Source organism: Streptomyces sp. NPDC051051 (assembly GCF_040682975.1).
In the GTDB taxonomy this organism is placed as follows: Bacteria; Actinomycetota; Actinomycetes; order Streptomycetales; family Streptomycetaceae; genus Streptomyces.
In genome coordinates, this window is sequence record NZ_JBFBCB010000002.1 from 97,488 (window position 1) to 109,854 (window position 12,367).

A 12,367-nucleotide genomic window follows, 5' to 3' on the forward strand; every position below is an offset into this window, starting at 1 on the left:
CCGACGCCTCCGCCATGTGGTCACGGGCAGAGCGCATTCTGCCCACGCCCGTGGGGGCGCGTACAGGGCTCACTGCCCTGCCCTGTGCGCCCCTGGGGTGGGGGACGGCCCCGGGCGCCGGCACGGAAATTCCGTTGCGGTCCGTTCCCCCTCCCCCGGACGTTTGCCGCATGTCCTAGGTCCTGCGTACCGCCACGCTCGCCGACGCGCCCGCCGTCACCGACCTGCTCAACGCGGTCGACCTGATCGAGATCGGCCGGCCCGAGACGGACCTGCACACCGTCGAGGCGGACCTGAAGCACCCGGAGACCGACCTCGCGCAGGACTCCTGGCTCGCCCTCGAAGGGGACCGGCCGGTCGCCTACGGCCTGCTGTGGGACGAGTCGTCCGGCGAGCGCATCGACATCGACCACTACGTCCTGCCCGAGCACCAGGAGGCCGGCCGGCTCCTGCTGGCGGCGATGGAGGCCAGGGCGCTGGACAAGGCCCGCGGGAACGGCTGCGGGCGGGCGGTGGTCCACCTGCACCTCAACGTGCGGCCCGTCCTCGACACCGAGGTGCTCCGCGCCCGCGGCTGGTACGTCGTACGGCGCCACCACGTGCTGCGCCGCCCCCTGGACCGGGCCGCCGACCTCACGCCGGTGCCGCCCGCGGGCGTACGGGTGCGGGCCTGCGCCGACGAGGCGGACCGCAGACGGGTGCACGAGCTGTACCGGGCGAGCTTCGCCGACCACTTCGACTTCCAGCCGCGGCGCTACGAGCAGTGGCTGCACGACGTCGACGCGCAGGGCCTCGACTGGTCGCTGGTGTGGATCGCCGCCACGGACGACCTCGGCGACGCCGGGTTCCTGATGGCGCGCGACGACCGCGAGGCCAGGGGCTGGATCCGCAGCATCGGTGTGGTGCACGGGGCCCGCGGCCGGGGTCTCGCCGGACTGCTGCTGCGGCACGCCTTCGCGGCGTTCGCCGGGCGGGGCCGGGACACGGTGGGGCTGGGCGTGGACACCTCGAACACCACCGGCGCTCCCCGGCTGTACACCCGCAACGGGATGACCCTGCACTACGCCGTCGACACCTGGGAGGCGGTCGTGGCGGGGTGAGCGGAGGCCGGTCCACCGGCGTTCGGCCCCCGAGGGCGAGCCAGGGCCACGACGGTGCAGCCGACCGCGGCGTTGCGCAGCCACGGCACGTGGGACTCGTCGATCCCGGGGACGGTGACCTGCCGCCCGTCCGCGCCGGGAGTCCGGTCCGAGGGGAGCCCACCGGTCAGCGCGAGGACCCCGGCCACCGCCGACAGCGTGAGCGGACCGGGCAGCACCAGCAGGGTGAAGGGTCCGGGGCCGCGGCGTCGAGGGCGGTCGGTGGAGGCGGGCGGGGTGGGGGCGCCGGGATCGCCGGGCGGGCCGGCGTCCGCGGACTCGTCCTGTCCGGTGAGCGGTTCGGCGGCGGAAAGGGCAGGCCGGTCGCCCGTGTCGGCCGTGTCCCGGTCCGCGCCCGCCGACCGCCGGTGCGCGACGGGGTGTTCCGCTGCGGCGGGCGGCAAGTGGTCTGCGGCGGACGGTTCTCCGGCTCCGCCGGGGAACCGCTCCCCGGCGGATCCCTCCTGCGGGCGCGTCTCGACGGCCCCGTTCTCGTTCATGCCACCGGCCGCCGGGGGGAGTTGCTCGTGCTCACGGGCGGACGCCGGCGCGGGCCGCGGGCGGAGTCACCGGACGGGAAGGCAGAGGGGGTGTCCCCGGGGGCAGATCCGGTACGTCGGTGCGGACGCCGTGGGGGACGGGAAAGCCGGGGACCGGCGCGGGGGCGTGTCCGGCCGGGGCGGGCGGGAGCAGTGCGGGGACGGGCGGGAGCGGCGCCGGGAGGGGTGGCAGCGGTGGTGGGGCGGGCGGGGGCGGCGCCGGGACGGTGCGCGCCGGTCGCCGCCGCCGGACCAGCCACAGGACGGCGGCGGTGTACAGCGCGACTCCGGCCAGGTCGAGGACGACGAGTTGCCAGGGCAGGTCGGCGGCGGTTTCCTCGCTCTTCAGGCCGTCGACGACGGCGGCCGCGGCGGCGAAGGCGAAGAGGTTGTTGACGGCGTGCAGGCCGATGGCCGCCTCCAGCCCGCCGGTGCGCACGGTCAGCAGGCCCGCGACGGCCCCGAACACCACCAGGTCGGCGAAGCCCCAGGGGGTGCCCCAGCCGTGGGCGGCGGCGAACAGCACCGCCTGGGGCGCGACCGCGATCCAGGGCGAGCGGACGAAGGCGCCGACCGCCTGGGTGAGCCAGCCGCGGAAGACGTACTCCTCGGCCGCCGCCTGGAAGGGCACCAGCAGGACCAGCACGGCCAGGGCCGGCCCGAAGACCTCCCAGCCGGCCCACCGTTGCGGCTCCCCGTCCTCCGCGGACAGCAGGAACATCGCCCCGCCGGTCACGGCGAGGACCGGCAGGGCCGCGAGCACGCACAGGCCGAGCCAGCGCCACCGCAGTCCGCCCGTCACGGAGGAGACCGTGCCGGCCGGACGGCGGCCGATCCACCGGACCGCGAGGAGTACGAGGGGGATGGCGACGGCGAGCATCGCCAGGTCGACGGCGGTGGTCGTCACCGGCCCGAACTCCACGGTGCCGTCCGGGCCTTGGGGGTAGCCGCGCGCGACTCCGGTGGCGGAGACGAGGGCGTAGAGCAGTCCGGCCGTCAGTGTGTACGCCACCGCCACGAACAGGGTGCCGAGGACGGGCCGCCACCATCGGTGACGTGTCGCGACGCGGGCCAGCCGGTGGTGGCCGAGCGGTTCGGCGGGGTGGCCGGGCGGCTGGAGGACGGGACGGCCAGGCTGCGGAAAGGCGCGGTGACCCGGCTGCGGAACGGCGAAGCGGCCCGGCGGCGGGAGGGCGGCGGGACGGGGAGGGAGCGGGGGCGTCCCGGGGGCGGACGGGTTCGTCATGGCGGCCATCCTCGCCGACCGCCGGTTCCCCGGGCATCGGCCCGGCGCAGGAACGGCGCCTCCATCGCAGGGTGGAGGGCGGCCTCGCACCGGTGCCGGGTGCGGCCCGGCCGCGCCGCGGCCTACGCTCGTCGCGACATGGACACGATACGCAACTGGCTGCTCCCCGCCCTGCTCGCGGCCGGACAGCTCACCTGGTGGGCGACCGGCCCCGACACGGCCGGTGCGGACGCGCCGGGACCGGTCCGGCTCGCGGCCGTCCTGGTAGTCCTGGCCGCCGAGACCGTCGCGCTGGGCCGCCGACGGCAGGTGCCGGTGCGGTGCCTGGCCTGGACGCTGGGCACCCTGGTGGCCGGCCACGTGGCCTGGGGGGACGGCTACTTCGGGCTCGGCGCGCTGGTCTCGCTGTACTCGGTCGCCGTCCGCCGCCCCGTGCCGGTGACCGTCCGCGCGGTCGCCGCGGCCGTCGGCGTCGAGTGGTCGCTGTCGTTCGTGCACATCGGGTTCCGGCCGGCCCTCGCCTCGGAATGGGCGCTCGGCGCACTGGTGTACCTGGTGTGCGCGGGGCTCGGCGAGGGCCGGCGCCAGTGGCTCGACGGGCGGTCGGCCGCCGCCCGCCGGCTGGCCGGCGCGGAGGAGGCCCGGCGGCGGGCGGCCGACACCGAACGGCGGCGGCTGGCCCGCGAGTTGCACGACGTGAGCGCGCACCACCTGACGTCCGTCGTCATCACCGCCGACGCCGCCCGCCGCGTGGGGCCGGGAAGACCGGAGCTGACGGCGGAGGCCCTGTCGTTCGCGCAGCGCACCGGTGCCGAGACGCTCACCTCGCTGCGACGGCTCGTCGGGCTGCTGTGGGACACCGACGACGGCACGGAATCCCGTCCGATGACCGCCCGGATCGAGGAACTCATCGCCGGTTTCGGACGGTTGGGCCGGCCGATCGAGGCCGACCTCCCCGACGACCTGGCCGGTCCCGCGGCGGAGGCGGTCCACGGCATCGTCCGCGAGGCCCTCACCAACACCCTGCGCCACGCGCCGGGCTGCGCCGCCCGCGTCCGCGTCCGGCGCGGGGACGGCCTCCTGGAGCTGACCGTGGACAACGCCCCGCCGCGCGGCACCGCCCCGCCCGGAGTCGGCGGTCTGGGATCGGGGCGCGGGCTCGCGGGGATGCGGGAGCGGGCCGCCGCCGTCGGCGGGGAGCTGACCGCCGGTCCCCGGCCGGACGGGGGCTGGCGGGTCCGGGCCACGCTGCCCGACGCCGCCCGGCTGCGGGGCCCGGCCGAGGGGGCCGGACGCCGTGACGTGCTGCGGGAGCAACGGCTGGCCGATCCCGTCCTGGTGTTCTCTGCGGCGGCACTGCCCCTGGTGGTCGCGCTGGTCGCCGCGGAGAACTGGACGGACACGGGTCTGCGCGCCGCCCTGCCCGCCCTGTCCGTCCTGGCGGCGTTGCTGACGGTCCACGCGGCGCCGCTGCTGTGGCGCCGGCGTGCCCCGTGGGCGTCCCTGCTCGGGGTGCTGGCCACGTCGTGGCTGTGGCCGGTGACGGTCGTCGTGGCCGACGTCCCGGTGCGGGTGTCGCGGTTCGTCGACCTGGGAGCCGTCGCGGAGCTGCTCGCCGTGTACGCGATGGGGGTCTACGGCCGTGGCGCCGCCCGGACCTGGCCGGCTTGGGGGATGTCGGCGGTGTCGCTCTCCGCGGTCGTGGTGGCGACGGCCGCGGCGGAGGGGAGGCTGACGGGGACGGCATCGGTACGGCTCACCGCCGTGGTGGTGTTCGTGCCGCTGGCCGTCGTGACGGCCGGGGTGTTCGCCGCCCTGTGGGGTGCCGGGCTGGCGGTGCGCCGCAGGCGCCTGCGGGTCCTGGCCCTGGACGACCACGCGCTCGCCGCCTCTCTGTGGCACGCGGAGCGGGCGGCGGAGGCGGAACGGCGGAGGCTGGCGGCGAAGTTGCGCGACGCCGTCCTGGAGCGCACGGCCGCGCTGGTCGAGCGGGCCCGGCAGGGACAGCTGGACGAGGTGGCCGCGGAGGCCCGGGCGGCGCTGTCGGCGATGCGCGAACTCCTGCACAGCCTGGGCGGGTCCGAGGACCCCGGGCGGCGCCACTTCCCCGCGCCCGGTGCCGCGGACCTCGTCTCGCTGTGCCGGGACCTGCCCTCGTCCGGCCGCCGGGTGAGCGTGCGGGGCCTGCCGAAGGCCGCGCGGGACCTGCCGTCCTCGGTGGCGCTGTCGGCGTACGGGATCGTGGAGACGGCGCTCGGCGCGGGTGACCAGGGTCCGGCGCGGGTCACCCTCAGGCGGCACCGGGACACGCTGCGGGTGACCGTGTCGGGCGTGCCGCTGGCGGTGACCGGGCCGGTGGCCGAGCGGCTGCGGGCGCGGGTCGCCGCCGGGGCTGGGCGGATCGTGCTCGAAGAGCCCGGTATCGTGAGGGCGTTGCTGTCGGCCCGGCCGGGTCCGGAGCCCGTTCAGGAGGTGTCCCCGTCGTCACGCGTGTGATGGTCGTCGACGACCAGGCCGTGGTCCGTGCCGGATTCGCCGCCATCGTGGACGCCGAACCCGATCTGACCGTGGTCGCCGAGGCCGGTGACGGGGCGTCGGCGGTGGCACTGGCCGCCGAGGAGCGGCCCGACCTGGTGCTGATGGACATCCGCATGCCCGGCATGGACGGCCTCACCGCGACCCGTCTGGTCACCGCGGCGCCGGACGGGCCGCGGGTGCTGGTGCTGACCACCTTCGACCTGGACGCCTACGTCTACGAGGCGTTGCGCGCGGGGGCGTCGGGGTTCCTGCTCAAGGACGCCCTGCCCGAGGACCTGCTGTCCGCGATCCGGGTCGTCGCCGCCGGGGAGGGCATCCTGGCCCCGACCGTGACGCGCCGCCTGATCGGCGCCTTCGCGCAGGGCGCCCCGCAGCCGCCGGCCGTCACCGGTGCGCTGTCCTCGCTCACGCCCCGGGAGAAGGAGGTCCTGCTGCACATCGCGGCGGGGCTGGCCAACGCCGAGATCGGCGCCGCGCTCGGGGTGACCACGGGCACGGTGAAGACTCATGTGAACGCCCTGCTGTCCAAGCTGGGGCTGCGCGACCGCGTGCAGGCCACGATCCTGGCGTACGAGAGCGGGCTGGTGCGGCCGCGCGGCACGGCCGACGCGTAGGGCCTGCCGTTCGGATCGGGCCGGGCTCGCGGGCCCTGCCGCACAGGCGGCCCCGGCGGACCCGGCCCGCACCACCGCCTGTCCGAGCCGGTGACGTCCCGCCCGCGCGAGGCGCGGGAACCGTCCGGCGCGCGGGCCGGCCCCGACGACCCGCGGGAGGACGACGAGGGCTCCGGGCGGTACGTGGCCGCCGGGGAGTGCCCGGCCGTGGCCGCACGGCCGGGGCGGGCCGGGCCCGTTCAGCCCACCTCGACGAGCAGGTCGCCGCCCTCCACCTGCTGGATGCGGTTGATGGCCAGGCGGTTGACCCGGCCGCCCCGCGGGGCGGTGATGGTGGCCTCCATCTTCATCGCCTCGATGGTGGCGACCGTGGCGCCCGCCTCCACCTCGTCGCCCTCGGCGACCGCCAGGGTCACCACGCCCGCGAACGGCGCCGCGACATGGCCGGGCTTGGACCGGTCGGCCTTCTCGGTGACCGGGATGTCGGAGGCGGCCGCCCGGTCGCGGACCTGGATGGGCCTGAGCTGGCCGTTCAGGGAGGACATCACGGTGCGCAGGCCGCGTTCGTCGGCCTCGCCCACCGCCTGCAGCTCGATCAGCAGCCGCACGCCGGGCTCGAGGTCGACGGCGTACTCCTTGCCCGGCCGCAGTCCGTAGAAGAAGTCCTTGCTGTCCAGGACGCTGGTGTCGCCGTAGGCCTGGCGGTGGGTGTCGAACTCGCGGGTGGGGCCGGGGAACAACAGCCGGTTGAGGGTGGCGCGGCGGGACTTCTCCAGGCCCTCCCGGTCCCCGCCGGTCAGCTCCGCGAGGGGCTTGGCCTCCGTGCGGCCCCGCAGGGCCTTGGTGCGGAACGGCTCGGGCCAGCCGCCGGGCGGAGTGCCCAGTTCGCCGCGCAGGAAGCCGATGACGGAGTCCGGGATGTCGTACGCGTCGGGGTGGGACTCGAAGTCGCCCGGGGAGACGCCGGCGCCGACGAGGTGCAGGGCGAGGTCGCCGACCACCTTGGACGACGGGGTGACCTTCACCAGGCGGCCCAGGATGCGGTCGGCGGCGGCGTACATCGCCTCGATGTCCTCGAAGCGGTCGCCGAGGCCGAGCGCGACGGCCTGGGTGCGCAGGTTGGACAGCTGTCCGCCGGGGATCTCGTGGTGGTAGACGCGGCCGGTGGGCGAGGCGAGGCCCGCCTCGAAGGGGGCGTAGATCCGGCGGACGCTCTCCCAGTACGGCTCCAGGTCGCCGACGGCCTGGAGGTCGAGGCCGGTGGGGCGGTCGGAGTGGTCGGTCGCGGCGACCAGCGCCGACAGCGACGGCTGGGAGGTCGTCCCGGCCATGGAGGCCACGGCGCCGTCGACGGCGTCCACGCCGGCCTGGATCGCGGCGAGGTAGGTGGCGAGCTGGCCGCCCGCGGTGTCGTGGGTGTGCAGGTGCACCGGCAGGCCGAACTCGCGGCGCAACGCGGAGACGAGGGTGGCGGCGGCCGGGGCGCGCAGCAGGCCCGCCATGTCCTTGACGGCCAGCACGTGGGCGCCGGCCTCGACGATCTGCTCGGCCAGGCGCAGATAGTAGTCGAGGGTGTAGAGGCGTTCGTTCGGGTCGGACAGGTCGGAGGTGTAGCAGAGGGCGACCTCGGCGATCGCGGTGCCCGTCTCGCGTACGGCGTCGATGGCGGGGCGCATCTGGCCGACGTCGTTGAGGGCGTCGAAGATGCGGAAGATGTCGATGCCGGTGGCGGCGGCCTCCTGCACGAAGGCGTCGGTGACCTCGGTCGGGTAGGGGGTGTAGCCGACGGTGTTGCGGCCGCGCAGCAGCATCTGGAGGCAGATGTTGGGGACGGCCTCGCGCAGGGCGGCCAGCCGCTCCCAGGGGTCCTCGGCGAGGAAGCGCAGGGCGACGTCGTAGGTGGCGCCGCCCCAGCACTCCAGCGAGAGCAGCTGGGGCAGGGTGTGGGCGACGGCCGGGGCGGCGGCGAGGAGGTCCTTGGTGCGCACGCGGGTCGCGAGCAGCGACTGGTGGGCGTCGCGGAAGGTGGTGTCGGTGACGCCGAGCGTCGGCGACTCCCGCAGCCGGCGGGCGAAGCCCTCGGGCCCGAGGTCGACGAGCAGTTGCCGGGAGCCGGCGGGCGGCTCGGCGGCGGGCAGCGGGGGCAGCTTGGTGACGGGGTCGCTCAGGTCGGGCCGTTCGCCGTGCGGCTTGTTCACGGTGACGTCGGCGAGGTAGGTGAGCAGTTTGGTGCCGCGGTCGGCGGAGGAGCGGGCGGTGAGCAGGTGCGGGCGTTCCTCGATGAACGAGGTGGTGACCCGCCCGGCCCGGAAGTCGGGGTCGTCGAGGACGGCCTGGAGGAACGGGATGTTGGTGGCCACGCCGCGGATGCGGAACTCGGCGACGGCGCGCCGGGCGCGGTTGATGGCGGTCGGGAAGTCCCGGCCCCGGCAGCTGAGTTTGACGAGCATCGAGTCGAAGTGGGCGCTGATGTCCGTACCGGCGTGGGTGGTTCCGCCGTCGAGGCGGATGCCGGACCCGCCCGGCGAGCGGTAGGCGCTGATGCGGCCGGTGTCGGGCCGGAAGCCGTTGGCGGGGTCCTCGGTGGTGATACGGCACTGCAGGGCCGCGCCGTGCAGGGTGACCGTGTCCTGCGACAGGCCGAGGTCGGCGAGGGTCTCGCCGGAGGCGATGCGCAGCTGGGCCTGGACGAGGTCGACGTCGGTGACCTCCTCGGTGACCGTGTGCTCGACCTGGATGCGCGGGTTCATCTCGATGAAGACGTGGTTGCCGTCGCGGTCGAGGAGGAACTCGACGGTGCCGGCGTTGCGGTAACCGATCTCGCGGGCGAAGCGGACGGCGTCGGCGCAGATCCGGTCCCGCAGCTCCGGTGCCAGGTTCGGGGCGGGCGCCAGTTCGATGACCTTCTGGTGGCGGCGCTGGACCGAGCAGTCGCGTTCGAAGAGGTGGATGACGTTGCCCTCGCCGTCCGCGAGGATCTGCACCTCGATGTGGCGGGGGTCGACGACGGCCTTCTCCAGGAAGACGGTGGGGTCGCCGAACGCGGACGCCGCCTCGCGGGACGCGGCCTCGATGGACTCGCGCAGCCGGGCGGGGTCCTCGACGCGCCGCATGCCGCGTCCGCCGCCGCCGGCGACCGCCTTGACGAAGATCGGGAAGCCGATGGTCCCGGCGGCGCGGAGCAGTTCGTCGACGTCGTCGGAGGGCTGCGAGGAACCGAGGACGGGTACGCCGGCGGCCCGGGCGGCGGCGACCGCGCTGGCCTTGTTCCCGGTCAGTTCCAGGGTGCGGGCGTCGGGCCCGACGAAGGTGATGCCCGCCTCCTCGCAGGCGCGGGCCAGTTCGGGGTTCTCGGAGAGGAACCCGTAGCCGGGGTACACGGCGTCCGCCCCCGCCCGCCGCGCCGCGCCGACGATCTCCTCCACGGAGAGATACGCCCGGACCGGATGTCCCGGCTCACCGATCTCGTAGGCCTCGTCGGCCTTCAGCCGGTGCAGCGAGTTGCGGTCCTCGTGCGGGAACACCGCGACGGTGCGCGCGCCCAGCTCGTAGCCGGCGCGGAACGCCCGGATCGCGATCTCGCCACGGTTGGCGACCAGCACCTTGCGGAACATCCTGGATCCCTTCAGCCTGCCGGTGACGGGACCATGGTGTCGGTGCCGTCACCGGAGTGCCATGTGAGTCGGGCCACTCACCCTCGCGTTTCCCCCGTTTCCGGGCGGGCGGTGTGGTCGGGATGACCGGCGGTACGGCGGGCTTCCTTCATCTCCGCCTCGTAGAGGTGGTCCCGGCCCTCGGCCAGCTCGTCGACGGCGGCGCGCTCGAGTCGCTTGAACGCCTCGTAGTACGTGCGGTCGTAGGCCTCGACGATCTGGAAGGTCCAGTGGCCGGGGATGACGTTGCGGCCGAGGATCCCGGTGGAGACCTTCTCGGCCCATTCGTCGTGCCCGGCCCTGCGGAGCAGGGAGACCGCCTCGTCCAGTTGGAGGTCGGCGGTGCCGGTCAGCTGGTGGAATCCGTAGAGGTGGCCTCTGGCCCGCTCCGTCGTCTCCAGCGCCTTGGACAGTGCGCCCAGGGCCTTCACGGTGTCGTCGCTCACCCCTTCGGGACGGCGGTGGTCGCGGTCGGGTCCGTCTTGGTGCGTGTGCATGGTCTCGCCTGTCCCCCGAACCGGACCGTTCATGCCCGGTGCGGTCCGGGTCGTCGGATGTCCGACGGCGGTACGGCGGGCCCGTCCTCGTGGGCCGGCGGGCCCGCCGCCGTCAGCCGTCAGCCGGCGGCCAGTTTCCGCAGTCCGTCCGGGGTGCCGTTGAACCGGTCGTGGTCACCGACGGTGGGACCGGTGGAGGTGTACTGCCAGAAGGTGTGGTAGGCCCAGCCGGCCGGGAGGGTGCCGGGCGTGGCGGCGTACCGGGCGATCCACAGGGGGTTGGTGGCGCCGAACCCGGCGTGGTTGCCGGTGCACTGGGTCCACCAGCTGGTGGCGGTGTAGATGACGGCGTCTCGGCCGGTGCGGGCCTTGTAGCGGGCGAGGAAGCTCGCGATCCAGGAGACCATCGAGGCACGGGTCTTGCCGAAGCAGGCGTCGCCGTAGGGATTCCACTCGATGTCGAGGACGCCGGGCAGGGTCGTGCCGTCGGGGGTCCAGCCGCCCCCGTGGTCGACGAAGTAGTCGGCCTGCGCGGCGCCGCCGGAGGTGTCGGGCGTCGCGAAGTGGTAGGCGCCGCGGAGCATGCCGACGGCGCGGGAACCGCTGTACTGCTGGGCGTAGTAGGGGTTGGTGTAGGAGGTTCCCTCGGTGGCCTTGACGTAGGCCCAGGTCACGCCGGAGGCCCACAGCGTCGCCCAGGCGACCTCCCGCTGGTGGCTGGAGACGTCGACGCCCTCGGGCTGGGCGGCCGCGCGGGTGTCCGGCGAGCCGCTCCGGCCGTCGTGGAGGACGACGCCCATGCCCATGCGGGCGGTGCCGCGGGCGGGGGCGCCGGGCGACTCCCCGCCGGGGGCGGGCGGGGATATGGGCTGGTGCGCGGAGAGGAGTACGGACAGGACGACCGGCAGACCGGTCGCGTACAGACGCAGGCGGCCGAACGCCGCTCTCATGGGCCTTCGCATGCCTCCCATCTGATGTGCTGTCGCGGGTGCCCGCACCTTTTCGTCCCCCGTCGGCCGTACCCCCCGGGCGACGGGGCCCGGGGGGAGGCGCGACGCGGGAGGTCCCGCGGGGACGCCGGCCGGATCAGTTCCGGTCTGCGTCCAGGAGCGTCTGCAAATGGATCATGCAGGGGGTGCAGTGGCGGTCGGTGGTGTTCGCGGCCGCCGCGCCGGTGGCGGAGACATCGGTGCCGCACAGGCTCGTCCCGTGGTGCGGGACCACTACGTGCCACACATGCTCACCGCCACCCGACGCAAGGCCCACCTTCATCTCGTACACGGCTCGTCCCTTCTGTCGGGCGTACCTCCAGAAGACCGTGCGCGGCGCCCGGCGTCCCCCTGGGGCGGGCCATTCGGGGGAGGCCGTAGCCCGGCCGCACCGCCCGGGTGGCCGGCCGGCGTGGGCCGTGGCACAGTGCCCCGCACGCCGGCCGGGCCCGCGGGGCGCCGGGCTCAGGTGTCCCGGTGGACGGTGAGGGAGGCCACCTCGAAGGACATCTCCGTCACCTCCGGGTCGGGCTCCGGGTGGTAACGGCCGGCGCACACCGAGAGGTTGACGATGAGGTAGGCGTGCCACCGCCGGCCGACGCCGCGCCGGTCGGCGAAGACCACCTCGCCGTTCAGGGACCACACGACGTTGCGGGCGCCGAACTCGACGGCGAGGTCGATCCAGCCGCCCGGGCCGACCGCGTCGTCGCGGTGGTAGCGGTGGGCGGCCCGGACGTGGTTGGAGAGTTCCAGCAGATCCGGGTTGTCGGGGTGGTACTCGAAGACGTCGATCTCCTGGTCGCCGTCGCGCCAGGTCCAGATGGCGGGCCAGGCCCCGGTCTCGACGGGCAGCCGCACCCTGGCCTCGAGCCGGTCGCCGGCGCGGGCCATGAAGCCCTCGTCGCTGCCTTCCGTGGTGAGCAGCCCCGTGTCCCAGAGGCCGTCGTCGCGTCGGGTGGCCCGGAAGGTGCCGGTCCGCGAGTAGGCGGGGTCGGCCACGAGGTGGTCGAGTTTGTTGTCGTCGGGGTTGACGGGCCCTCCGTCGGGATAGGCCCACGAGCGGCCCGCGACCCACTGGTGGTCCGAAGCGAAATCGGCTCTGAAACAGACGTCGGTCACCGGCGTGCTCCTCGCCCTCGCGCGTTCTGTCAC

The 12,367-nt window shown here is 75.0% G+C and carries 10 protein-coding genes; 3 read left to right on the forward strand and 7 right to left on the reverse strand.

Annotated elements, in window-relative coordinates; genetic code table 11:
- Window positions 1-182 precede the first annotated feature (182 nt).
- Complete coding sequence (locus AB0N31_RS02100) at window positions 183-1,100, forward strand: GNAT family N-acetyltransferase (RefSeq protein ID WP_366056596.1); 918 nt, start codon at window positions 183-185, stop codon at window positions 1,098-1,100.
- Here AB0N31_RS02100 and AB0N31_RS02105 read toward each other — a convergent pair.
- Complete coding sequence (locus AB0N31_RS02105; RefSeq protein WP_366056397.1) at window positions 1,061-1,639, reverse strand: hypothetical protein; 579 nt, start codon at window positions 1,637-1,639, stop codon at window positions 1,061-1,063. The genes AB0N31_RS02100 and AB0N31_RS02105 overlap by 40 nt on opposite strands.
- A gap of 31 nt (window positions 1,640-1,670) precedes the next feature.
- Complete coding sequence (locus AB0N31_RS02110; protein WP_366056398.1) at window positions 1,671-2,924, reverse strand: CPBP family intramembrane glutamic endopeptidase; 1,254 nt, start codon at window positions 2,922-2,924, stop codon at window positions 1,671-1,673.
- A gap of 138 nt (window positions 2,925-3,062) precedes the next feature.
- Here AB0N31_RS02110 and AB0N31_RS02115 point away from each other — a divergent pair, with 138 nt between their 5' ends.
- Together AB0N31_RS02115 and AB0N31_RS02120 are read left to right on the forward strand one after the other, a co-directional pair.
- Entirely contained in the window at window positions 3,063-5,420 is a 2,358-nt protein-coding gene (locus AB0N31_RS02115; protein ID WP_366056399.1) for a histidine kinase, read from the forward strand.
- The gene (locus AB0N31_RS02120) at window positions 5,420-6,076 is read left to right on the forward strand and encodes a response regulator transcription factor (protein ID WP_366056597.1); all 657 of its coding nucleotides are present in this window, start codon (window positions 5,420-5,422) and stop codon (window positions 6,074-6,076) included. The genes AB0N31_RS02115 and AB0N31_RS02120 overlap by 1 nt, the downstream gene beginning before the upstream one ends.
- A 239-nt stretch (window positions 6,077-6,315) precedes the next feature.
- On the opposite strand, the gene AB0N31_RS02125 is transcribed toward AB0N31_RS02120, so the two are convergent.
- The 5 genes from AB0N31_RS02125 to AB0N31_RS02145 form a co-directional block, all read right to left on the reverse strand.
- A complete protein-coding gene (locus AB0N31_RS02125) occupies window positions 6,316-9,690 on the reverse strand; it encodes a pyruvate carboxylase (protein ID WP_366056400.1) in 3,375 nt (1,124 codons plus the stop codon).
- Between the two features lie 77 nt (window positions 9,691-9,767).
- The gene (locus AB0N31_RS02130; RefSeq protein ID WP_366056401.1) at window positions 9,768-10,226 is read right to left on the reverse strand and encodes a hypothetical protein; all 459 of its coding nucleotides are present in this window, start codon (window positions 10,224-10,226) and stop codon (window positions 9,768-9,770) included.
- 119 nt (window positions 10,227-10,345) lie between these two features.
- Window positions 10,346-11,188, reverse strand: coding sequence for a lysozyme (locus tag AB0N31_RS02135; protein WP_366056402.1), 843 nt, complete (start codon window positions 11,186-11,188; stop codon window positions 10,346-10,348).
- A gap of 124 nt (window positions 11,189-11,312) precedes the next feature.
- On the reverse strand, window positions 11,313-11,507 hold the full coding sequence (locus AB0N31_RS02140; protein WP_366056403.1) for a hypothetical protein: 195 nt from the start codon (window positions 11,505-11,507) through the stop codon (window positions 11,313-11,315).
- A gap of 173 nt (window positions 11,508-11,680) precedes the next feature.
- The gene (locus AB0N31_RS02145; RefSeq protein ID WP_366056404.1) at window positions 11,681-12,334 is read right to left on the reverse strand and encodes a beta-glucanase; all 654 of its coding nucleotides are present in this window, start codon (window positions 12,332-12,334) and stop codon (window positions 11,681-11,683) included.
- Window positions 12,335-12,367 lie beyond the last annotated feature (33 nt).

Excerpts from the sequence above, each read along its gene's own strand:
- AB0N31_RS02105 (WP_366056397.1), bottom strand. The coding sequence starts at position 1,639 with ATGAACGAGAACGGGGCCGTCGAGACGCGCCCGCAGGAGGGATCCGCC.
- AB0N31_RS02110 (WP_366056398.1), bottom strand. The coding sequence starts at position 2,924 with ATGACGAACCCGTCCGCCCCCGGGACGCCCCCGCTCCCTCCCCGTCCC.
- AB0N31_RS02115 (WP_366056399.1), top strand. The coding sequence starts at position 3,063 with ATGGACACGATACGCAACTGGCTGCTCCCCGCCCTGCTCGCGGCCGGA.
- AB0N31_RS02120 (WP_366056597.1), top strand. The coding sequence starts at position 5,420 with ATGGTCGTCGACGACCAGGCCGTGGTCCGTGCCGGATTCGCCGCCATC.
- AB0N31_RS02125 (WP_366056400.1), bottom strand. The coding sequence starts at position 9,690 with ATGTTCCGCAAGGTGCTGGTCGCCAACCGTGGCGAGATCGCGATCCGG.
- AB0N31_RS02130 (WP_366056401.1), bottom strand. The coding sequence starts at position 10,226 with ATGCACACGCACCAAGACGGACCCGACCGCGACCACCGCCGTCCCGAA.
- AB0N31_RS02135 (WP_366056402.1), bottom strand. The coding sequence starts at position 11,188 with ATGCGAAGGCCCATGAGAGCGGCGTTCGGCCGCCTGCGTCTGTACGCG.